Origin of the sequence: Chryseobacterium daecheongense (assembly GCA_027920525.1) — a bacterium.
Taxonomy (GTDB): Bacteria; Bacteroidota; Bacteroidia; order Flavobacteriales; family Weeksellaceae; genus Chryseobacterium; species Chryseobacterium proteolyticum.
Map to the genome: position 1 here is coordinate 470,529 of CP115858.1, position 21,584 is coordinate 492,112.

At 36.5% G+C, this 21,584-nt stretch carries 21 protein-coding genes; 8 read left to right on the forward strand and 13 right to left on the reverse strand.

From position 1 onward, the window contains the following. Positions 1-6: 6 nt before the first annotated feature. Entirely contained in the window at positions 7-684 is a 678-nt protein-coding gene (gene mnmD, locus PFY10_01825) for a tRNA (5-methylaminomethyl-2-thiouridine)(34)-methyltransferase MnmD (protein WBV57179.1), read from the reverse strand. Between the two features lie 85 nt (positions 685-769). Here mnmD and PFY10_01830 point away from each other — a divergent pair, with 85 nt between their 5' ends. The 4 genes from PFY10_01830 to PFY10_01845 all read left to right on the forward strand — a co-directional run bounded on the left by PFY10_01830 (position 770) and on the right by PFY10_01845 (position 4,905). Next, positions 770-1,843, forward strand: coding sequence for a branched-chain amino acid aminotransferase (locus PFY10_01830; protein WBV57180.1), 1,074 nt, complete (start codon positions 770-772; stop codon positions 1,841-1,843). Positions 1,844-1,933: 90 nt separating this feature from the next. Next, on the forward strand, positions 1,934-2,443 hold the full coding sequence (locus tag PFY10_01835; GenBank protein WBV57181.1) for a hypothetical protein: 510 nt from the start codon (positions 1,934-1,936) through the stop codon (positions 2,441-2,443). 78 nt (positions 2,444-2,521) lie between these two features. Continuing rightward, positions 2,522-3,559, forward strand: a complete 1,038-nt coding sequence (locus tag PFY10_01840) for a peptidylprolyl isomerase (GenBank protein WBV58979.1) — start codon at positions 2,522-2,524, stop codon at positions 3,557-3,559. A 182-nt stretch (positions 3,560-3,741) separates the two neighbouring features. Further along, positions 3,742-4,905 carry a retropepsin-like aspartic protease gene (locus PFY10_01845; GenBank protein WBV57182.1) on the forward strand — a complete coding sequence of 388 codons (1,164 nt, stop codon included), beginning with the start codon at positions 3,742-3,744 and terminating at the stop codon, positions 4,903-4,905. Between the two features lie 128 nt (positions 4,906-5,033). Here PFY10_01845 and PFY10_01850 read toward each other — a convergent pair whose 3' ends face one another. The 7 genes from PFY10_01850 to PFY10_01880 form a co-directional block, all read right to left on the reverse strand. After that, positions 5,034-6,398, reverse strand: a complete 1,365-nt coding sequence (locus PFY10_01850; protein WBV57183.1) for a M20/M25/M40 family metallo-hydrolase — start codon at positions 6,396-6,398, stop codon at positions 5,034-5,036. A gap of 2 nt (positions 6,399-6,400) precedes the next feature. Next, on the reverse strand, positions 6,401-7,759 hold the full coding sequence (locus PFY10_01855) for a M20/M25/M40 family metallo-hydrolase (protein WBV57184.1): 1,359 nt from the start codon (positions 7,757-7,759) through the stop codon (positions 6,401-6,403). Between the two features lies 1 nt (position 7,760). Continuing rightward, on the reverse strand, positions 7,761-9,167 hold the full coding sequence (locus tag PFY10_01860) for a M28 family peptidase (protein WBV57185.1): 1,407 nt from the start codon (positions 9,165-9,167) through the stop codon (positions 7,761-7,763). Positions 9,168-9,223: 56 nt separating this feature from the next. Then, entirely contained in the window at positions 9,224-10,468 is a 1,245-nt protein-coding gene (locus tag PFY10_01865; protein ID WBV57186.1) for a DUF1015 domain-containing protein, read from the reverse strand. Between the two features lie 2 nt (positions 10,469-10,470). Beyond that, positions 10,471-11,436 (reverse strand): D-2-hydroxyacid dehydrogenase, encoded by a 966-nt coding sequence (locus tag PFY10_01870; GenBank protein WBV57187.1) that lies wholly within the window; start codon positions 11,434-11,436, stop codon positions 10,471-10,473. Positions 11,437-11,558: 122 nt separating this feature from the next. Beyond that, entirely contained in the window at positions 11,559-12,623 is a 1,065-nt protein-coding gene (gene serC, locus PFY10_01875) for a 3-phosphoserine/phosphohydroxythreonine transaminase (protein ID WBV57188.1), read from the reverse strand. Positions 12,624-12,742: 119 nt separating this feature from the next. Next, on the reverse strand, positions 12,743-13,093 hold the full coding sequence (locus PFY10_01880) for a 4Fe-4S dicluster domain-containing protein (GenBank protein ID WBV57189.1): 351 nt from the start codon (positions 13,091-13,093) through the stop codon (positions 12,743-12,745). Between the two features lie 59 nt (positions 13,094-13,152). Here PFY10_01880 and PFY10_01885 point away from each other — a divergent pair, with 59 nt between their 5' ends. The 4 genes from PFY10_01885 (at position 13,153) to PFY10_01900 (ending at position 15,883) form a co-directional block, all read left to right on the forward strand. After that, positions 13,153-14,187, forward strand: coding sequence for an acyl-CoA reductase (locus PFY10_01885; protein WBV57190.1), 1,035 nt, complete (start codon positions 13,153-13,155; stop codon positions 14,185-14,187). Positions 14,188-14,211: 24 nt separating this feature from the next. Further along, the gene (locus tag PFY10_01890) at positions 14,212-14,667 is read left to right on the forward strand and encodes a peptidylprolyl isomerase (protein WBV57191.1); all 456 of its coding nucleotides are present in this window, start codon (positions 14,212-14,214) and stop codon (positions 14,665-14,667) included. Positions 14,668-14,696: 29 nt separating this feature from the next. Continuing rightward, on the forward strand, positions 14,697-15,383 hold the full coding sequence (locus tag PFY10_01895; protein WBV57192.1) for a Bax inhibitor-1 family protein: 687 nt from the start codon (positions 14,697-14,699) through the stop codon (positions 15,381-15,383). Positions 15,384-15,514: 131 nt separating this feature from the next. Next, positions 15,515-15,883 (forward strand): hypothetical protein, encoded by a 369-nt coding sequence (locus tag PFY10_01900; protein WBV57193.1) that lies wholly within the window; start codon positions 15,515-15,517, stop codon positions 15,881-15,883. Between the two features lie 124 nt (positions 15,884-16,007). Here PFY10_01900 and PFY10_01905 read toward each other — a convergent pair whose 3' ends face one another. The 5 genes from PFY10_01905 to PFY10_01925 form a co-directional block, all read right to left on the reverse strand. Further along, complete coding sequence (locus tag PFY10_01905) at positions 16,008-16,256, reverse strand: hypothetical protein (GenBank protein WBV57194.1); 249 nt, start codon at positions 16,254-16,256, stop codon at positions 16,008-16,010. Between the two features lie 2 nt (positions 16,257-16,258). Then, the gene (locus PFY10_01910; protein ID WBV57195.1) at positions 16,259-16,564 is read right to left on the reverse strand and encodes a thioredoxin family protein; all 306 of its coding nucleotides are present in this window, start codon (positions 16,562-16,564) and stop codon (positions 16,259-16,261) included. A 62-nt stretch (positions 16,565-16,626) separates the two neighbouring features. After that, the gene (locus PFY10_01915) at positions 16,627-17,259 is read right to left on the reverse strand and encodes a peroxiredoxin (GenBank protein ID WBV57196.1); all 633 of its coding nucleotides are present in this window, start codon (positions 17,257-17,259) and stop codon (positions 16,627-16,629) included. A gap of 149 nt (positions 17,260-17,408) precedes the next feature. Next, positions 17,409-20,348 carry an insulinase family protein gene (locus PFY10_01920; GenBank protein WBV57197.1) on the reverse strand — a complete coding sequence of 980 codons (2,940 nt, stop codon included), beginning with the start codon at positions 20,346-20,348 and terminating at the stop codon, positions 17,409-17,411. Between the two features lie 12 nt (positions 20,349-20,360). After that, positions 20,361-21,554: a pyridoxal phosphate-dependent aminotransferase gene (locus PFY10_01925; protein ID WBV57198.1), complete on the reverse strand. Its 1,194-nt coding sequence runs from the start codon at positions 21,552-21,554 to the stop codon at positions 20,361-20,363. Positions 21,555-21,584: the final 30 nt, after the last annotated feature.

Genomic DNA, 21,584 nt, shown 5'->3' on the forward strand with positions numbered 1-21,584 from the left:
TACTGATCACCCTCTCTTTATGGCATTCAGCATTTCCCTTTTCCCCGGCGGACCTTGTTTCTTCTCTACAGTAAAATTAAGTTCCTGAAGGATTCTTCGGACACTTCCTTTGGAAGAGTAGGTTGTTAATAATCCGTTCACATTCATTTTGTCTGAAACCATCTCAAATAATGGTTTTTCCCATAGATCAGGTTGTACGCGCGCACCAAAACAATCGTAGTATACAAGGTTTATTTTAGGTAAATCAATGTTTTTTAATTCAAAAAAATCACATTTTATTTTTTTTAAATTAAAATTTTTAACTATTTCCACTGATTTTTCCCATTCTGCAGCATGAATTTTATGATAAATTTCTTTGAATTCAATGTTATCAAAAAGTTCAAAATAGGCCAAATCTTTAATTTCCGATTCATTTATGGGATATTTTTCCAGAGAAAAATAGTTGATGACATGATTTTTATCAGTTTTTAAATATTCATTAATTGTAACCAAAACATTCAAACCTGTCCCGAAACCGAGTTCTAAAATATTAATTTCGTAATCATTTATCAAAATTAGTCCATTTTTGATAAACACATGTTCGGCTTCTTGTAATGCTCCGTGATGAGAATGGTAGTTTTCATTTAATTCATTGATAAACAATGTTTTACTTCCGTCGTTTGTGGTCTTTATCTCTCGTTTCACCCTATTTTTTTGTCAAATTTAGTCTAAAATTTTTATATTTAGAAAATTATGTTAAATTTGTAGAACATCATAAAAAATTTTAGAAATGATAATTCAAAAAACTGAGAATTCCAGACTTTCATCATTCGACCCAAATAATTTTTCTTTTGGGAATACTTTCATAGACCATATGGTAATATGTGAGTATGAGAATGGAAAGTGGGGGGACGTAAAATTGGTGCCTTATGGGCCTTTAGCCTTTACACCTGCAATGATGGGGGTAAATTACGGACAAGCTTGTTTCGAAGGAATGAAAGCTTATAAAGATCAGGAGGGACAGGTTTTCCTATTCAGGCCTGAAAAGAATTTTGAACGTATCAATAAATCGGCTAAGCGTCTTGCAATGCCTGAGGTAACGGAAGAAATGTTTTTAGATGGTCTGAAAGCATTGGTAGATATCGATAGAAACTGGATCCCTCAGGGAGAAGGAATGTCTTTGTACATCAGACCTTTGATTTTTGCTACTGAAGAAGCTTTAAAAGCAAGAGTAGCAGAAAAATATATGTTTGCAATTGTTGCAACACCTGCAAAAAGTTATTACACTGAACCTGTTTCAGTAAAAATTTCCGATCATTATTCAAGAGCTGCTAACGGAGGTGTAGGATCTGCAAAAGCTGCAGGAAATTATGCTGCATCATTTTATCCTACTCAGCTGGCAATAGAAGAAGGATATGATCAGATCATCTGGACGGATGATGCTACTCACGAATATTTTGAGGAAAGCGGAACAATGAACGTTTTCGTAAGAATTAACGATACTGTATTTACTCCACCTACTTCAGAAAAGATCCTGGACGGAGTTACAAGAGACAGTTTCATTCAGTTGGCTAAAAAAAGAGGAATTGAAGTGAAAGTGGAGCCAATACCTGTAAAAGCTGTAATTGAAGCGCAGAAGAATGGTACATTGAAAGAAGTTTGGGGGGTTGGAACTGCTGTTGTTACAACTATTTTCCAGGCATTAGGATACCAGGGTGAAAAACTGGATTTACCAAAATTATCTGATGAAGAAAGCTTTGCAGCAATCCTTAAAAATGATTTGGTAAGCATACAGACGAATCTTTCGGATGATTCGTTCGGATGGAGAGTGTTGGTAGAAAAAAATGTGTTGGAAACCGTTTAATTTCTACTTTGAAAATTATATAAAAGCCAAGATATTCTTGGCTTTTTTTGTTTATTATATCCTGTGAAATGCTTATTTTCGCAAAAGTTTATGAAAAAATTACTCTTCATATCAGTATTGGGATTGCTGAGCTGTAACAGGAATTCACAGGCTCATCCGCCATTGGGTGGGGTTTTGAGCCAGAAAGATCTGGATATTTCAAAAGCAAGGATGAAAAATCTTAACGCTTCGGAAAGAATGCATATTCAGGAGTGGATCAAAAATCAGCCGGTGAAATTTTATCCTACCCAACTCAACTATTGGGTCAATGCTGAAGGTTTTGATACAAGAGAGAGGAGACCGGATAATTCCCTGATCTCTTATTCTTATGATCTTTATGATTTTGATCAGACCAAGATCTATGATCAGCCTGTTGAAAGAAGAGATGCCAAATTCGGGCACTTTGATGAATTAAAAGCGGTAGAAAATGCTTTGCGTTTTATACATGATGGTGAGGAAGTTACGATTTTGGTTCCATCTTCTCTGGCGTATGGTACTTATGGAGACGAAAAAAAAATAGATAACGACATCCCATTAATCATAAAATTAAAAGCTCAATAAATGAAATTGTTTAACAAGAATATAATTCTGGCAGCGGCAAGTATATCGCTGATGAGTTGTACACCAATTTATAAAAAAATGAACGTAGACAAAGAAACTTACGAAGGTCTTAAAGACGGACTTTATGCTAATCTTCAAACTTCAAAAGGAAACCTTATTGTAAAGTTTGAAGACAAAAAATCGCCTGTTACTGTAGCTAACTTTGTTGGTCTTGCAGAAGGGAAAATTGATAACAAATCTAAAGCTAAAGGAGTTCCTTTTTATGATGGAACTATTTTCCATAGAGTGATCAAGGATTTCATGATCCAGGGGGGAGATCCTCAGGGAACCGGAATGGGAGATCCAGGATATAAATTCGAAGATGAGAGAAACGACCTTCGCCATACAGGAAAAGGTATTTTATCAATGGCTAACTCAGGACCTAATTCAAACGGATCTCAGTTTTTCATTACAGAAGTAGCTACTCCTTGGTTGGATGGAAAACACACAATCTTCGGAAAAGTAGTAAAAGGAGAAGAGGTAATTGATGCCATCGCTAATGTTGAAAAAGGACCTCAGGATAAACCTAAAACAGATGTTGTTTTAGAGAAGGTGAATGTTTTCAGCAAAGGGGATGAATATAAGAATTATGATCCGGCTAAAACTTTCAATGAAGGAAAAGCTAAGATTCAGGAAAATAACAAGGCTTATTTAGCAAAAGAAGAAGCTGAGAGAAAGAAGAAAGAAGAAGAATTTAAGGCTAATCAGGAGAAGATGATAGAGAACCTTAAAGCGGGAATGCAGAAAACTGAATCCGGATTATATTATAAAATTACGAAGACTACGGATGGAAAAGCTCCGAAATCAGGAGACAATGTATCTGTACACTATGCAGGTAAATTGGTAGACGGTAGTGAATTCGATTCTTCTTTTAAAAGAAATGAGCCGATCGAAATTCCAATCGGAATGGGTAGAGTAATCAAAGGATGGGATGAAGGAATCCTGTTACTGAAAGAAGGTGAAACAGCTACCTTATTGATCCCGCCTGCAATGGGTTATGGAGAAAGAGGAGCAGGAGGTGTTATTCCACCAAATGCATGGTTAGTTTTCGATGTTGAGCTTGTAAAAGTGAAATAATTCAAATACCATTATAGGAAAAGCCGGCTTTTTAGTCGGCTTTTTTTATTGGGATAAAAATACATTTAAGGATGGGAAACCAACTTTTTAGCAAGATAAATCCATGTAGAACTATATGAGCAGGATCGTGTTTTTATTTCGTGATCAACGGTAAAATTACTATTTTAGCTCAAAATAATTTAATGAAGCAAGTATTCTCCCTATTTTTCCTTTTTATTTTAATAATGATTTCAGCTCAGGGAAAGCGATTCTTTGAAAGTGGAGAAGTACAATTGACACAGCGTGTTGAGAAAATTAATCTGAATTTTATTAATGATTTACCACTTGTAAAGGTGAACATTAATGGGAAATTGTATAATTTTTTGTTTGATTCCGGTGCCCCTACCGTTATTTCCAATACCATTTATACTGAGCTCAATCTGCAGAAAGAGCATACCAGTAAAGTAAAGGATTCCCAGAAAAATAAGCAGGAACAGATTTTCACAAAATTACCGGAAATGACTGTTGATAATGTGGTTTTTAAAAATATAGGTGCTATTGTAATGGACCTGAATGGTTCTGAGCTTGGCTGTTTTAAAATTGATGGTATTATTGGTGCTAATCAGATGGCAAAACTTTTCTGGAAAGTGAATTATTCTGAGAATTTGCTTGAAGCGACAAAAGATCTTTCGAACTTTAAGTTCGATGATTATGAAACTGTAGTCCCCTTTGATTCACAAAATCAGAAAACACCGGTCGTGGAAACTAAAATTTTAGATAAAAACATCAGGCTTACTTTTGATACCGGATTTACAGGAAGGCTTAAAATTTTAGAAAGTGATTATGATCAAAAAAAGATAAAACAATATGTTGAAACTTACGGAATTAGTTCTGTGGGGGCCTTTGGAGCAGGAAAGCCGGTCTCAGGATTTATTTTTAAAATGCCTGCATTAGGTTTAGGAAACAGAATCTTTGATAATGAAATGGTCATGACCGGAAATTCAAGATTAATAGGAAATGATTTTTTCAAAGACTTTGCATTTATAATGGACTGGCAGAATAAAAAGATTTACATGAAGAAGATTAAAAATGATCCGCCAACACTTGAATCTTTTGGTTTTGGATACCGTTTTATTGATGCAAAACCGGTTGTTGCGTTTATATTTAAAGGAGAAAGTTCCTCTTTGGAAATTGGTGATTCAATCTTAAGCATAAATGATGTAGATCTGGATCATTTGAATAAAGAATCTGCTTGCCATTATATGATGAATCGGGTGGAGAGGGATTATAAAACTATTGGAATCAGAGTAAAAAGAGCCGGTAATATTATGGATCTGAGAGTTGATAAAAAAGAATTTCTAAAATAGGTACAAACAGTCTACCTTAAATATTTCGATAACTAATCAAATAACCTGGTTTTTCGTTACGGTAAATAATGAAAACTTCCAATAGTACATAAAATAAAAAAACCGCCGTACGGCGGTTTTTTTATATATTACCAGTTCTTATCGATCATATAAATAAGTTGGGTCATTGTTACCGCTCCCAGCAACAATTCTCTCCGGTTTACTTTTTCGAAAGTATCTTCATGGGTATGATGAATATCAAAATACCGCTGAGAATCCGGAACCAATTCTGCTGTAGGTACTCCCATAGCATGAAGGGGAGAAATATCAGCTCCGGAGTATTTTCCTTCAAAATTATAAACTCCGTAAGGGAGGAATAATGGAGCCCAGCCTTTGATCTGATTTCTTTTTGCATCATCCATCTCCAGAGCAACTCCTCTTGGACTGAAACCTCCGGCATCGGATTCTATAGCAAAAAGGTGCTTTTCATTGGTGTCTTTAGCGGTTTTTCCATATTGTAAGCCACCTTTTAATCCGTTTTCTTCGTTGGCGAAACATACTACCCGGATCGTATGGTTGTTTTGAATACCCAATTTTTTAAATGTTCTCAAAACTTCTATACTCTGTACAATTCCGGCTCCGTCATCATGAGCGCCTTCGCCCACATCCCAGGAATCCAGATGTCCACCGACAACAATTACGCTTTTATCTTTTTTACCTGTTATTTCCCCGATAACAGAGTGGGAGAGCTTTTCTCCTTTCATTCCACAGTTGGAATTCAAAGTAGCCAATACCTTTTGGGTTTTTAAAAGTTGTTCCAGTTCATCCGCTGTTGTATTTCCGATTGCAACAGCCGGTACTTTGTCTACATTATCTTCGTATCGCATAGCACCCGTGTGAGGAATATCGTCAAAAGCTGATGAAAGAGAACGGATAATGGCAAATCTGCCCCCTTTCTTAGCCGTTAAAGCTGCGGCAGTTACTCTATACTTAGCAGCATCCCCATAACCTCTGAAAGTTTCTATAAACGATTGACTGAAAGGATAATTAAAAAACACGATCTTGTCTTTTACTTTCTCAGCAGGAAGACGATCGTATTCTTCCATGGATTTTACCATAATGACTTCTCCGGAAACATCTTTTCCGCCCGTACCTTCAGAATTTCCTAAAGAAAGCATTTTAAGGGTTTTCCATCGGCCACTGTTTGCTGTGATCTTTAAAGATTCTTTTCCTCGTTCCCAGACAGGAATGGTAACTTCCTGAAGCCATACCTTATCAGCTCCGGCATCACGCAGCTTCTGCGCTGCCCACTGAACTGCTTTTTCATAAGCCACCGAGCCACTTAAACGATGGCCAATGTTTTTGGTCAGGTCTCTTAGCTCTGTATATCCTTTTCCGTTGTTAAGGATCTCTTTGGATATTGTACTGAATTGTATTGAATCTTCTTTTACTTTTACCTGACCAAACAAGGTCATACTTAAAAGGAATAAAGAGGTGCTTACTATTTTTTTCATGTCTACCAGTTTTTATCAATCATATAAATAAGTTGTGTCATTACTACGGATCCCAGAAGCAGTTCCCTGCGATTTACCTTCTCAAAAATATCTTCTTCCGTATGGTGGATGTCAAAATACCTTTGAGGATCGGGAACCAGCTCAGCTGTAGGTACTCCCATCTCATGGAGAGGGGCGATGTCGGATCCTGAATATTTTCCATCAAAATTATAAACGCCATAGGGTAAAAATAAATTAACCCAACCCTGGATCTGTTTTCTTTTAATATCATCCATTTCTAAGGATATTCCTCTTGGGCTAAATCCTCCTGCATCAGACTCTATTGCAAAAAGGTGTTTCTCATTGGTCTCTTTTGCAGTTTTTCCATATTGTTTGCCTCCTTTGGTTCCATTTTCTTCATTCGCAAAACAAACTGCTCTTATGGTATGATTATTTTGAATTCCTAATTTTTTAAATGTTCTTAAGACTTCTATACTCTGTACGATTCCGGCTCCGTCATCATGAGCACCCTGGCCCACATCCCAGGAATCCAGATGGCCGCCTACAACAATTACGTTTTGGTCTTTTTTACCGGTAATCTCTCCGATAACAGAGTGAGAGAGTTTTTCTCCCTTCATGCCACAGTTAGAATTGAGTGTTGCAATCACTTTCTGGGTTTTTAAAAGTTCTTCCAGTTGATCTGCTGTTGTATTTCCTATACAAACTGCGGGAATCTTTTCAATATTATCCTCATATTTCATGCCTCCGGTATGCGGAACATCGTCCAATGCAGAAGACAAAGAACGGACGATTGCAAATTTACCTCCTTTCTTTGCGGTAAGTGCGGCCGCAGAGCGTCTGTAAGCACCGGCATCCCTGTAAGCTATGAAAGTCTGTACATAATTCTGATCAAAAGGATGGTTAAAGAAAACGATTTTACCTTTTACTTCTTCAGCCGGAAGCTGCTCGTATTCCTCCAATGATTTCACCATAACGATTTCTCCGGAAACATCTTTTCCTCCTGTTCCTTCAGAGTTTCCCAAAGAAAGCATTTTGAGACTTTGGGGCTTTTTTGAACCCGCTTTTATATATAAAGACTCTTTTCCCCTTTTCCAGACTGGAATCATAACTTCCTGCAGCCATACTTTATCTGCCCCGGCATTGCGAAGTTCTTTCGCTGCCCATTGTACCGACTTTTCGTAGGCTTCCGAACCACTTAAACGATTTCCTATATTTTGTGTTAGATCTCTGAGTTCTTCATATCCTTTTCCATTATTTAGAATTTCCGTCGAAATTTTACTGAATTGTATTGAATCTCCCTGGGCCTGAGCACATGTTGCTATGCTTAAGAGAGCTAAAGTGGTTCCTATTAATTTTTTCATATTACCAATTTTTATCAATCATAAAAATCATTTGTGTCATAGCGACAGCTCCCAGAAGAAGCTCTCTTTTGTTTACTTTATCAAAAGTATCTTCGGAAGAGTGGTGGTAGTCAAAATAACGCTGAGTATCTACTACTAATTCCGCAAGTGGGATATCCAGTTTTTTTAATGGTGAAATGTCTTGTATAGCGTAGGTTTGATCGAAATCATACACTCCATAAGGGAGAAAATAGTTTTTCCAATCAAATATCAGTCTTCTTCGCTGTGGAGCCATATCCAATGAAAATCCTCTTGGAGAGTAGCCTCCCGAATCCGTACCTAAAGCAAAAATGTGTTTTTCATCTTTCTTTTTAACATAAGCAGCGTAGCCTTCTCTTCCCTGGCCACCGTTTTCACTATTGGCGTACAGGACAACTCTTATGGTGTGGTTGTTATCAATTCCTAAAGCTTTAATTGCTCTTAATACTTCGAGGCACTGTACGACTCCTGTGCCGTCATCATGAGCTCCTTCTGCAAAATCCCATGAATCCAGCTGTGCTCCTAAAAGGATTACCTTAGAATCTTTCTTTCCCGGAATTTCTCCGATGATATTATGATTGATCGTTTCTCCTTTTGATTCTGCAGACATATTAAGCTTTGCCTTGACAGTCTGTTTTTTTAACAATTTTTCCAGTTCATTGGCTGATTTTGCGCCTATGGTTACTGCTGGTATTTTTACTCTGTCATCGGGTTCATAATAGATCATTTTGGCGTGGGGAACATCATCAGATGCTGTAGTGAGAGATCGGATGATCAGGCCTTTCGCCCCTTTCTTGCCAATTACAGAAGCGGAGAGCAATTTAGATTTTGCAGAAATAAGATAGGAATCTACAGTATTGATGATCTTCTGGTCAATGGGGGAGTTTACAAAAATGATTTTATCCTTTACCTGAGCTGAAGTAAGAGCATTGAGTTCCGGAATATCATTCACAAGCAAAATATCTGCTGTAAGGTCTTTACCGCCTGTTCCTTCAGAGTTTCCGAAAGAAAGCATTCTGATATTCTTCCACTCTCCATTGTTGGTTTTTATCTGTAAAGATTCCTTTCCCCTGATCCAGACTGGTACTTTAACTTCCTGCTTCCATATATTTTCGGCACCAGCTTCTTTCAGTTTTTTTTCTGCCCATTCCGTAGCTTTTGTATAACCCTGTGTAGCACTGAAACGAGGACCTATACCTTTAGTTAATTCTCCTAAATTCTCGTAGGCAGTACCATTGATTAAGATTTCATCAGAGATCTGTTTAAATTCATCTGCGTAGTTGAATTTGGCTGTGGTTAATTTTTTCTGAGGCTTTTTTTGAGTTTTTTTTTGAGAAAATAAAAATCCACTCAAAAAGAGTGGAAGTATGATAATGAATATTTTTTTCATTTTTTGATTTACCTTTTCTTTTCCGTGTATAAAAGTAGGAAAAAAAAGGAAATAATTTAAGGTTTCATGTCGTACATTAAGAGTGCTGTAACCAATTTCGGTTCAATAAATGTACATTTTGGAGGCATACTCAATTTAAGATCTGAAATTTTAATCATATCGTTAAAACTTACCGGATAAATTCCAAAACCTACTCGTCCTTCACCGTTGTCTATTTTCTCTTTTAGAATAGTGATACCTTCAAGATTGGAAGTTCCCTTTACATAGGAAATTTTATCTGAACTATCAGGATCTTCTATCTTCAATATGTTTTTAAAGATGTATTTGTCCAATAAATGGTGGTCAAGGTTATCCAATGACATTTCCTGGGAACGAAGGTCATGCTTCACGTGCAGCGAATAAAATTTACCGTCGAGATACATCGAAATATGGAATTTCTGAGAAGGGTAGTATGGGGTTTCTTCTTTTTCGTGAATCAGGAAATAATGTTCAAGCTGTTTTAAGAAATCGTCAGCAGATAAGTCATTAATATCACTTACAATTCTGTTGTAATCATGGATTTTAATGGACTGATTGGACACGATAAAGCTGAATACGAAATTATAGGCTTCCGTACCATTGTGTCTTTTATTTTTATCTTTCTGATGCTTTGCATTCAATGCTGTGGAACCAATTCTGTGGTGACCGTCGGCAATATAAAAAGAATCGATCTGCTCGATGACCTCCTTGAATTGCTGTAATTTAAGACGGTTGTCTATTCTCCAGATTTTGTGTCTGATCCCTTTAGAGTCAACGTGGTTGAAGATCGGCACGTTTTTCTCCTCATGGTTCATAAGAAGCTCCACTTTGGAATTGGCAGGGTAGGTAAGAAGTACCGGTTCTGCCTGTAAGTTTACTTTTTCAAGATAATGTGCCAGCTTTTCCTTCTTCTGAGGGATGGTACTTTCATGTCTTTTGATTTTTCCGTTCCAAAAATCTTCAAGACTTGTTAGACCAAGTAATCCTCTGAAAACCTGTTTGTTGGGGTAGATCTGTTCATAAAGATAGTATGCAGAACTGTCCTGAACGAGTTTTTTCTCTTCCAGAAGTTCTTCAAACGTAGAACGGATCTTCCTTAGGTTCCGGTCAATATCTTTTGATTTACTTACAACATAGGGCTTTATCATATTGATGTAAGTATTTTCAACCTGAGCTTTTTCTGCAATTTCCTCTTGGGTGAAATTGTCTAATGGATGGGTAGGAAAAGTTTGCTCAAGATCTTTATGAGGTCTAATTCCGCGAAATGGTTTAAAAACAGGCATATTTAATTTATAGTTTCTTTTTGTAGCTTAATAATTTGTTCTGCAAGTTCTACCCCGATCTTTTCCTGGGCATCCACTGTATTGCCTCCTACATGAGGAGAAAGAGACAAAGATGGATTCATCAGTAAGATCAGTTCAGGAGTAGGTTCATTTTCAAAAACATCCAGTGCAGCTCCCGCCACTTTTCCGGATTCAATGAAATCAAGAAGGGAAACTTCATTGATTACCCCACCTCTTGCAGTATTTACGATATAAACACCATCTTTCATTTTCTCGAACTGATCGGTGTCTATAATATATTCATTGGTTTTAGGAGTATTGATACTTATAAAATCAGTGTCCTTATAGAAAGAATCAGAATCGTTGGTAGATGTAATTTCAAAATCCAGGGTTTGTCCGTCAAAAAAAGATAACGAAAGGGTCTTTGTTTTAGGTTTTCTCGTCAATACCTTAACCTTCATTCCTAATGCAATTCCCATTTTCACTACTTCCTGACCAATACTTCCAAAACCAATCACGCCTAATGTCTTTCCCGAAAGCTCATAGGCATTGCTGAATGACTTTTTCATTGCATCAAAATGAGTTTCTCCTTCCAAAGGCATTAATCTGTTGGATTCGTGAAGAAACCTTGCTAAGGAAAAGAAATGAGCAAATACCAGCTCGGCTACGGACTTAGAAGAAGCCGTAGGGGTATTGATGATTTGTATTCCTTTGATTTTGGCATATTCTACGTCAATATTATCCATTCCGATCCCGCCTCTTCCAATAATCTTCAAACCCGGGCAGGCATCAATAAGATCCTGTTTCACTTTGGTGGCACTTCTTACCAGCAGAACATCAACATTATTTTCGTTAATAAAATTGATGACATGATCCTGCGCAACACGGTTGTTCAGAATTTCAATTCCAGCTTCTTTTAAAGCGAGTTCTCCTGCTTTGGAAATTCCATCGTTAGCTAAAACTTTCATACTTTCTTTTATTTAAAAATCTAAAGATTTGAAAAATTTAAATATTTAAAATTGGTTCGCAAATTAATAAAATTATAATTAGCATTATAATCTTTCAATTCTTCAATTTTTTAATGCCTCAATTACTTAATGGATTTCATGACATCAACAAGAACCTGAACACTTTCAATAGGCAATGCATTGTATAGACTTGCTCTGTAACCTCCAAGGCTTCGGTGTCCGTTTAACCCATTGATTCCTGCTGCTTTCCATGCATTATCAAAAGCTTCTTTTTTAGACTCATCGACTAATCTAAAAGAAACATTCATTAGTGAACGATCCTCTTTTACACAGAACGTTTCAAACAAAGGATTGTTATCTATTTCATCGTAAAGAAGTTTAGCTTTAGCCTCATTTCTTTTTTCTGCTGCTGCAATTCCTCCGTTTCTTTCAAGATACTGAAGTGTTAATAAAGATGCATATACCGGGAAAACCGGTGGTGTATTATACATTGATTCTTTACTGATGTGCTGTTCATAATCAAAATAAGAAGGCATGTTTTCTCTTCCTGTTTTTCCCAGGATTTCTTTTTTTACAACAACCAGTGTTACACCTGCAGGTCCCATATTTTTCTGAGCTCCGGCATAGATTAAATCGAATTTAGTAAAATCCAGTTGTCTTGAAAAAATATCTGAGCTCATATCGCAAACCATCAATGTATCCACTTCGGGAAACGATTTCATCTGAGTTCCATAAATAGTATTGTTGGATGTGCAATGGAAGTAATCATAATCTGAAGAAACAGTATAGTCTTTTGGAATGAAAGAGTAATTTTCCTCTTTTGAAGAACCTACAACATCTACAGTTCCTACTTTTTTAGCTTCCTTTATAGCTCCGGCAGCCCAAGTTCCTGTATCCAGGTAAGCAGCTTTACCACCTACTTTCATAAGGTTGTATGGAACCATTGCAAACTGTAAACTAGCACCACCACCTAAATATAATACTTCATAATCATCACCCAGGTTCATCAGCCTTTTTACAATGGCACGTGCTTCGTCCATCACCGCAACAAAATCCTTACTTCTGTGAGAAATTTCAAGGATAGATAACCCGATACCGTTGAAATCAAGAATAGCTTCTGCTGATTTTTGAAATACCTCTTCTGGTAAGATACATGGTCCTGCGCTGAAATTGTGCTTTTTGCTCATATTTTTATTTTTTGGTTGTACAGGTGTTTTTAGAACCTGTGGTTTCACTTTATATTCTTAAATAGATTTATAGAAATTATAATTAAAAAGCCGTCTCATAATTGATGAGACGGCATTTTTTATTCACCGTGTAAGAACGCTTTTTTATTTAGTAGTGCTTCTTCGGATTCTACATGATCTTCATCCGGAACACAGCAATCTACAGGACAAACTGCAGCACATTGTGGTTCTTCGTGGAATCCTTTACACTCTGTACATTTATCAGTAACAATAAAATAAACATCATCACTTACAGGTTCCTGAGGTGCATCCGCATCTACCGTTAATCCTGATGGCAATGTTACAGTACCACTTAACTCAGTACCTTCGGAAGCTTTCCAGTCTACGGCTCCTTCATATATTGCATTATTCGGGCATTCCGGTTCACAGGCTCCGCAATTAATGCATTCATCAGTTATTTTAATAGCCATCGCTAATTTTTTTTAAATTTGCACAAAATTACAAAATATTCCCCAATTTTGCAGTAATTATGAATATCGAAAATCAAGTTTTAGGACTTATCAAACTAAGTGATTATATAAGAGCGTATTTAGCAAAAAGTACGGAGGAGTTCAACGAAAGTGATTCTGAATTTGAATTATTGTTGAGAAAGTCGGAAATAGAGAACCCGTGGTTTACTATTGATAATCAGAAATTTGCTTTCCGGCAATGGGCTGAATTGCTTACCGAAACGAATATAAAAGATTGGCTTAAAGACTATTCTGCATCTGAAACTTCAAAGCGGGTAGGGCTTATCCTGGCAGGAAATATTCCTCTTGTAGGTTGGCACGATGTGATCTCTGTTGTATTAAGCAATCATATTCCGGTGATCAAATTATCGTCAAAAGATCAATATATAATTCCTTTTTTATTAAAAAAATGGAAGGAATTTTCTGATAATAACGTGGAGTACGAATTTGTTGAAAGATTAGACAATTTTGATGCTGTAATTGCTACAGGAAGCAATAATACCGCGAGGTACCTGGAATACTACTTTAAAAATCATCTGAATATCATTCGTAAAAACAGGACATCGGTTGCTGTTCTGAAAGGAGATGAAACAGAAGAAGAGCTTAAGCTTCTCGCTAATGATATTTTCCAATATTTCGGATTAGGTTGCAGAAATGTCACGAGGATTTTAATTCCTGAAGATTTCCTGATCGACAGGCTTTTTGAAAGTTTTATCGATCATAAAGATATCATCAATCATCATAAGTATGCTAATAATTATGATTATAACCGCGCAATTTATCTATTGAACCAGGATAAGTTCTGGGATAATAATTTTGTGATGTTAAAAGAAGACGATAAATTGTTCAGTCCTCTTTCTGTTATCAATTTCAGCAGGTATTCTTCAATGGATGAAGTGAGAAATTTTATTGCGGAAAATGAAGAAAATATCCAATGTATTGTGGCTAAAGATGAATTAGGATTAGACTCTATTCGTTTTGGAGAAGCCCAGAATCCGGGATTGAATACATATGCAGATAATGTGGATACCATGAAGTTCCTGGAAATAGTCTAACTTTAAGCCACCAAATCTCATAGTATGAAAAAATTGCTTTTTACCATAAGCCTCCTTACCGCGTCATTTTTATTTTCACAAAAAGTGGTAGGCTTAAAAATTCAAAATGACAACAGAAAGGAATCAACAGTAGAGCTTGATAAGGATAAAATTGCATTATATAATGAAAAGTATTTTGCATTTATACAGGCTCTGAAAACTTCTGCTGATCGCGCAACAATCGATGGTTTACTTTCTGAAAAGGTAAAGACCCTCGTGACTGATAAGGTATTGCAGAAGCTTAAAGACGGGATTCAGCTGGAGAAAAAAGCTGAAGTCTTTAAATCAGGTCATCAGACGTTGATGGATGGAGTAAGCTATCCTTTTATTCAGTATAAATATTCTGATGATAAATCCCCTTTGCCAAAAGATCTCATTACTGTTTTATTTGAGGAAGATGGCAGGATTATTGGAGTAAAACCTGTCGAGAAAAATAAATAAATTCATTATATTTAAAGAAAATATAAATTATGATTAAAGACGTTTTAGTAGCACAGTCTACCGATGTAGAGAAGGCTGCTTTTTACAAAAAAACCTATTTGCATGTTGCGCTTTCTATCCTTGCTTTTATTGGAGTTGAAACGATCTTATTAAAAACAGTTCCACAGGAGCTGATTTTTATGATGTTTGCTCAGAAGTATGCGTGGTTATTGATTATCGGTGTTTTCTGGCTTGCTTCCGTTTTGGCAGCCAAATGGTCGTTGTCGCAAAGCAAATCAACACAATATTTAGGGCTTGGATTTTATGTTTTATTGGAAGCTGTTATTTTCCTGCCTTTGATTTATATTGCAATGGTATACTCTGGGCCTAATGTTATTTTTCAGGCGGCTATGTTAACCATCGCTATGTTTGCTGGTGTATCGGCCGTAGCATTTACCTCCAAAAGGGACTTTTCATTCCTGAGAAACATCATTGTGATCGGTGGATTTATAGCAATTGGCCTTATTGTAGCCGGAATGATTTTCGGGTTCAATCTTGGGCTTTGGTTTTCTGTAGGTATGGTGATTCTTGCTTCTGCAACCATTCTATACCAGACAAGTAAACTTAAGGATTCTTATGCTACAGATCAATATGTAGGTGCGGCTCTTCAACTTTTCGCTTCAATCATGCTTTTATTCTGGTATGTTTTAAGCATTCTGATGAGCAGAAGAAGCTAAATAATCAACACAATATATTTGAAAGATCCCGATGTTATGCATCGGGATCTTTTAGTATATCAGTCTTAAAAAATACAGGATGTCAATTTTTTTGTATTTTGGGTGCAACAACTTAATGCCAAAACTTAATTATGGAAGCAAAATTTGAAGGAGGAGTTAATATTGCCATAAAAATTCCTAAAAACAAATACGAACAAACGATCTCTTTTTATAAAGATATTCTCAAAATGGAGATTGAAGAGAAGCCTATCGACAACCCTACAGTATCAAGAACTCACGAAGTGAAGTTTGGCGGGAATACAGTGTGGCTTGATTGTGTGGATAATTATACCCATTCCGAAACATGGCTTGAGCTTAATGTGCCTGATGTACCGGCAGCGATATCTCATCTCAAGGATCATCATGTAGAAACATGTGATGAATTTGAAAAAATCCCTGATAATATGCATTGGATCACAGATCCGGCAGGGACGGTTTTTATCATTAAACAGCGTGATTGATATTGTCAAAGGCTGTAAACTAAAAAAAATCCTGATGTATTATCATCGGGATTTTTAGTATTTAGACATCAGGTTAATCTAATCTTTAAATACTTTAATTTTTTAATTTTAAAATAAATTAAAACTATTTATCTATAGATCCTAATACCTTTTGTGCAAAAGAGTTTAAAGCATCTTTTTCGCTCATTCCGTTCTGAACATTAGCATGAACTTCTAACGCTCCACAGATATTGGTAATAAGCTCTCCTGCTACATTTAAATCTTCTTCACTTGTTCCTCTGAATTCACTGAAGCTTTCCAATACTTCAAGGGTCTTTTCCAGGTTTTCAGGGGTCTGATTCTGATAAAATTGTCTGATTACGGGTAACTTCATAATTATAATTCGTTGAAAAGGTTAATTAAACTTTCTGCCTGATTGGATTGAACCTGGTTAACAAGCGCTCCGTTTTTAAAGATTGCAAACGTAGGAAGATTATCTACTTTAGCCAGTTTTCTGCTTTCAGGTAATTTCTCAGCGTCTACATAAAGAAATGGAATTGCTTCATTTTCAGAAGCCAGTTTTTTGAACTTTGGTTTCATAATTCTGCAGTTTCCGCACCATGTAGCACCGTATTGAACGACTACTTTTTCATTATCGTTTACTATATTCTGTAATGTATCTTCTGTTAACTCTGTGTACATAATTGTTGTGATTTTAATTTAAAAAAAAATGGGGTCTGAAAATTCAAACCCCATTATTATTTTTAGTTTTTAGCTAAATATTCAGCGGTTGAATTTCTGTCAGCTTTCATAGCCTCTTTACCTTCTTCCCAGTTTGCAGGACAAACTTCTCCATGCTTTTGAACGTGAGTATAAGCATCTATTAGTCTTAAATATTCTTTCACGTTTCTTCCAAGTGGCATATCGTTTACAGACTCATGGAAGATTTTTCCTGTTTCGTCGATAAGATATGTTGCTCTGTAAGTTACATTAGAACCTGTAAAGCTTTCATTTCCTTCTTCATCGTATTCGAAATCCTGATCTACAATTCCTAAGATGTTTGCTAATTGTCTGTGAGTATCAGCTAAAAGAGGGTAAGTTACACCTTCGATACCTCCATTGTCTTTTGCAGTGTTCAACCATGCAAAGTGTACTTCGTTAGTATCACATGAAGCTCCGATTACTTTAGTGTTTCTTTTTTCGAATTCACCTAAAGCATCCTGAAAAGCATGAAGCTCTGTAGGGCAAACAAAAGTGAAATCTTTTGGATACCAGAATAAGATAACTTTCTCCTGATTTTTAGTCGTTTGTTCAAAAATGTTGATTCTTAAATCATCACCCATTTCAGACATCGCATCGATTGTTAGATTCGGGAATTTTTTTCCTACTAAAGACATAATTTTTCTGTTTTTATATTTAAATTTTCTGTTGCAAATATAGGAATGATTTGTCTATCGAACAAATGTAAATCGATTAATAAAATCTATAATTGTTTTCAAACCGATAGAAAGAAAAAAGCTCTGAATTCAGAGCTTTTTCATTATATTTAGTAACCGAAAATTTCGTTTAAGTTGAGTTTTTTTACCTCTCCTAATTTTTTCATGTCGGCTTCATTTACTTTGTCCTGAGATGCTACAATACAGTAGGTGAAATTTTTACCTTTCATTTCCTTATCGTGGAAACTGTTAATGTCTGCAAACGACAGTTTAGGAGCCTGATCATAAACATTCTTTCTGATATCAGTAGAATTGCCCAGCTTTTGAGCTCTTAAATAAGTAAAGATGATTCCGTCCTGGGTGATTCTTTCCGAAGCGATAGATTTCTTTAAACCACTTTTAGCTGTTTCAAATAGTTGTTGAGACTGCGGTAAAGTAGTGAGAAGCTCATTCATCGCTGTAGTGGACTCATTGAATTTATCTGCCTGAGTTCCTACATAAGCAGTAATCATATCTTTATCTTCTTTTTTGCTTGGAAGAGAGAAGTAAGAATAAGTAGAATAAGCCAGGGCTTTGGATTCTCTTATGGTCTGGAATACAATTGATCCCATTCCACCTCCGAAATAATTATTGAATAAGCTTACCGTAGGAGTAATCGTTGCATTGTATTGCTCTCCGTTTCTTACCCAGAAAACTTCAGCCTGAACCATGTCATAATGAGCAAATAATACTTTGGTCTTATCTGTTGGTACCTGGGTGAAAGTTTTAGACTTCGGCATATCTTTTAAGGTAGCCGGAAGCTTGTGGATGGGAGTGAGGGATGCAACGGCTTCACTTCCGGATTTCGGACCGTAATACAATACTTTGTGTTTGTAGTTGAACAAATCGTGAAGTATTTTGATCAGGTCTTCTGCTTTTAAGGCATCAAGTTCTGCATCTGTCAATACATTATTAAATGGATTTTGAGGGCCATATTGTGCGTAGCTTCTCAATCCAGCCATGATGCTGCCTTTATTCTGTTTTGCATTGGCTCTCGCTTTTTTCAATCTTGCTTTATAAGAATCTAAAGCAGCCTGGTCAGCTTCACAGTTTTTGATCAGGTCTTCGAATAAAGCTAATGTTTTATCAAAATTTTCGTTGAGACCTTCTATGGTTACATAGGTTTCCTCATTTCCGGCACCTACGCTGAAACTTGATGCAAGTTTATAGAATTCCTTGCTGATGGTTTCGGACGATTTATTTTTGGTTCCGAGGTATTGAAGGTATTCTGCTGCCAAAGGAAGCATTTTGTTGTTCCATTTTCCTGAATCGAAGTGATAATACAGCCTGAATAATTCATTATCTGTATTTTTTACAGAAAGAACATCGATGCCGCCTAATTTATTTTTTGCGATGTCTTTATCGAAATTCAGCCAAACCGGTGCGATGGCCGACTCAGGCATTTCGTTGATCTTTTTCAGGAAAGGAGACTGGTCGTCCCTGTTTACAGAAACAGGAGTAATTGTAGGCTTATCTACTTTTACAATGTTTTTATCTTCTCCTTTTCTCTTATAGATGGCAACGTAATTGTTGTCCTGAAGATATTTGGAAGCAAAGTCCATGATATCTTTTTTAGTAAGTTTCGATATCTCTTCTACATATTCCAAAGCTGCTTTGTGGTCAATATCAGAAGTGAACTCATCCATTAAAGTACTTGCTCTTGAAGAGTATTTTTCATTATTCTGAATGATATTCTTCCTTTCGTTATTTACGATAGATTGTATAAGATCATCAGAGAATTCTCCCTTTCTTAATTTATCAATTTCCTGCAGTAACAATGTTTTAACCTGATCTAAAGATTGACCTTCTGTAGGGTTTCCTTGCAGGAAGAGAACAGAGTAGTCTTTTAAAACATAAGGGAAAGCATAGGCAGCTAATAATTTTTGTTTTTTCACAAGATCAAGGTCAATAAGTCCCGCTTGCCCGTTAGTTAGCATGCTTCCTATCAGATTCAGAAGTCTGGCATCTCTTGTTGTCGCTCCCGGAAATCTGAAGCCTATCGTAATGTTTTCTGGGTTAGGGCCAAATACTTCTTTAGTGATCGGTGCAGTAATAGGCTGCTCCTGCCCAACAGTGTAAGCAGGAATCTCCTTAGGTTTCATATAGGAGAATTCCTTATCGATTTTAGCGATCATTTCATCAGGATTAAAATCTCCAGACATTATGATTCCCATGTTGTTAGGAACATAATAATTGTTAAAATATTCTCTGATTGCTTTTAGGGAAGGGTTCTTTAAGTGTTCAACGGTTCCGATCGTAGTTTGTTTCCCGTAATTGTTATTTGGAAATATGGCCGCGAACATCGCTTCATAAACTTTTCTTGAATCATTATCCAGGCCGCGGTTCTTTTCTTCATAAACTGCTTCCAGCTCCGTATGGAAAAGCCTTAAAATGGGTTGTCTGAATCTTTCTGCCTGAACAGCTAAGAATTTATCGGTAACATTTGAAGGGATGTCTTCCGTATACACCGTTTGTTCAAATGATGTAAAAGCATTGGTGCCATCTGCTCCCATTCCTGACATCATTTTATCATATTCATTGGCAATGGCATATTTCGCTGCCTCTCCGGATACTTTGTCTATTTCTTTGTAGATCTCTTTTCTCTTGGCTTCATCTTTTGTCTGATTGTATTTTTCATACAATGCATCGATCTGATCCAGCAGAGGTTTTTCTTTTGCCCAGTCTTTGGATCCGAACTTGTCGGTACCTTTAAAAAGCATGTGTTCAAGGTAATGGGCTAAACCTGTATGATCAGCAGGGTCGGTTTTGCTTCCTGCTTTGGTAGCAATATACGTCTGGATTCTTGGGTCCTTTTTGGTTGGACTTAAAATAACAGTTAAGCCGTTTTTCAGTTTATAATATCTTGCGGCGGTTGGGTCATTGGTTACATATCGGTAAGTATAACCGTTGGCCGTAGCTTCTTTCCACTGGAAATCCTGTGCATGAACATAGCCCGTAAAACTAGCTGCTGCAATGCTTGTTGCAATAGTGATTCTCTTTAATAAATTCATCGGTTGGTATTGTTAGTTAAATTTTTCTAATAATTCCTTGATTCTTCTCATGGCCTCTCTTAGATCATCTTCTGATGCAGCATAAGAGAATCTGATGCATTCAGGGCTTCCAAAGGAAACACCACCAACGCATCCTACATGGGCATTTTCTAAAATAAACATAGCAAAATCATCAGCATCTTTAATTTCGGTTCCGTTCAAAGTTTTGCCTATATAGTAAGAAATATCCGGAAAGAAATAGAAGGCTGCTTTAGGCAAAAGAACCTTGAATCCCGGGATTTCAGTGATCAGATCATAGACAAGATCTCTTCTTTTTTTGAAGGCATCAATCATGTATCTGTATTCTGAAGGGTCTGTTTTCAGAGCGGTAATAGAAGCTCTCTGGGCCATTGTATTGGCTCCGCTGGTCATTTGTCCCTGAACTTTTTCACAAGCTTTAGCCAACCATTCAGGACATGCGGAATATCCTATTCTCCAGCCTGTCATCGCAAAAGCTTTGGACATTCCGTTGATTACGGCTGTTTGCTCATATACTTCAGGAAACTGGGCTATAGATGCTGTTTTAGTTTCATAGTTGATAAACTCGTAGATTTCATCAGAAATCACAGTAACATGAGGGTGTTTAGCAATGACTTTAGCCAGGGATTTTAATTCGTCGTAAGTGTAATATCCACCGGAAGGATTACAAGGTGAACTGAATAAAACAGCTTTGGTTTTATCTGTAATCGCTTCTTCCAGCTGTTCGGCAGTGATTTTGAAATCAGTTACATAAGAGGTAGGAACCATAACGGAATTTCCGCCCATCATTTTTACCATTTCGTCATAACTTACCCAATACGGTGTTGGAAGGATCACTTCATCTCCGTCATTGATGATGGCAGCCAGAACATTTAAAATAGCTTGTTTGGCACCATTGGAAACACATATTTGTGTAGGTTTATATTCTAAATGATTATCTCTTTTTAATTTATATGCAATAGCTTCACGAAGCTCCAGAAAGCCCGGAACAGGAGAGTAATGACTGTAATTTTGATTAATGGCATCAAAAGCCGCTTGTTTTATATTGTCGGGAACATCAAAATCCGGTTCGCCAAGTGTTAAGCTGATAACGTCTATTCCGTTAGCTTTCATTTCTCTAGCCTTATTAGACATTACAAAAGTCTGCGAGTATCCAAGTCTTTTTACTCTATCTGAAAGTTTGTCCATGTAATATTTTTGTATTGTAACAAAAATATA

What these genes read in the sequence shown, in the direction of transcription:
- PFY10_01830 (WBV57180.1), top strand. Translation starts at nt 770, where the DNA reads ATGATAATTCAAAAAACTGAGAATTCCAGACTTTCATCATTCGACCCA.
- PFY10_01835 (WBV57181.1), top strand. Translation starts at nt 1,934, where the DNA reads ATGAAAAAATTACTCTTCATATCAGTATTGGGATTGCTGAGCTGTAAC.
- PFY10_01840 (WBV58979.1), top strand. Translation starts at nt 2,522, where the DNA reads ATGAACGTAGACAAAGAAACTTACGAAGGTCTTAAAGACGGACTTTAT.
- PFY10_01845 (WBV57182.1), top strand. Translation starts at nt 3,742, where the DNA reads ATGAAGCAAGTATTCTCCCTATTTTTCCTTTTTATTTTAATAATGATT.
- PFY10_01850 (WBV57183.1), bottom strand. Translation starts at nt 6,398, where the DNA reads ATGAAAAAAATAGTAAGCACCTCTTTATTCCTTTTAAGTATGACCTTG.
- PFY10_01855 (WBV57184.1), bottom strand. Translation starts at nt 7,759, where the DNA reads ATGAAAAAATTAATAGGAACCACTTTAGCTCTCTTAAGCATAGCAACA.
- PFY10_01860 (WBV57185.1), bottom strand. Translation starts at nt 9,167, where the DNA reads ATGAAAAAAATATTCATTATCATACTTCCACTCTTTTTGAGTGGATTT.
- PFY10_01865 (WBV57186.1), bottom strand. Translation starts at nt 10,468, where the DNA reads ATGCCTGTTTTTAAACCATTTCGCGGAATTAGACCTCATAAAGATCTT.
- PFY10_01870 (WBV57187.1), bottom strand. Translation starts at nt 11,436, where the DNA reads ATGAAAGTTTTAGCTAACGATGGAATTTCCAAAGCAGGAGAACTCGCT.
- serC (WBV57188.1), bottom strand. Translation starts at nt 12,623, where the DNA reads ATGAGCAAAAAGCACAATTTCAGCGCAGGACCATGTATCTTACCAGAA.
- PFY10_01880 (WBV57189.1), bottom strand. Translation starts at nt 13,093, where the DNA reads ATGGCTATTAAAATAACTGATGAATGCATTAATTGCGGAGCCTGTGAA.
- PFY10_01885 (WBV57190.1), top strand. Translation starts at nt 13,153, where the DNA reads ATGAATATCGAAAATCAAGTTTTAGGACTTATCAAACTAAGTGATTAT.
- PFY10_01890 (WBV57191.1), top strand. Translation starts at nt 14,212, where the DNA reads ATGAAAAAATTGCTTTTTACCATAAGCCTCCTTACCGCGTCATTTTTA.
- PFY10_01895 (WBV57192.1), top strand. Translation starts at nt 14,697, where the DNA reads ATGATTAAAGACGTTTTAGTAGCACAGTCTACCGATGTAGAGAAGGCT.
- PFY10_01900 (WBV57193.1), top strand. Translation starts at nt 15,515, where the DNA reads ATGGAAGCAAAATTTGAAGGAGGAGTTAATATTGCCATAAAAATTCCT.
- PFY10_01905 (WBV57194.1), bottom strand. Translation starts at nt 16,256, where the DNA reads ATGAAGTTACCCGTAATCAGACAATTTTATCAGAATCAGACCCCTGAA.
- PFY10_01910 (WBV57195.1), bottom strand. Translation starts at nt 16,564, where the DNA reads ATGTACACAGAGTTAACAGAAGATACATTACAGAATATAGTAAACGAT.
- PFY10_01915 (WBV57196.1), bottom strand. Translation starts at nt 17,259, where the DNA reads ATGTCTTTAGTAGGAAAAAAATTCCCGAATCTAACAATCGATGCGATG.
- PFY10_01920 (WBV57197.1), bottom strand. Translation starts at nt 20,348, where the DNA reads ATGAATTTATTAAAGAGAATCACTATTGCAACAAGCATTGCAGCAGCT.
- PFY10_01925 (WBV57198.1), bottom strand. Translation starts at nt 21,554, where the DNA reads ATGGACAAACTTTCAGATAGAGTAAAAAGACTTGGATACTCGCAGACT.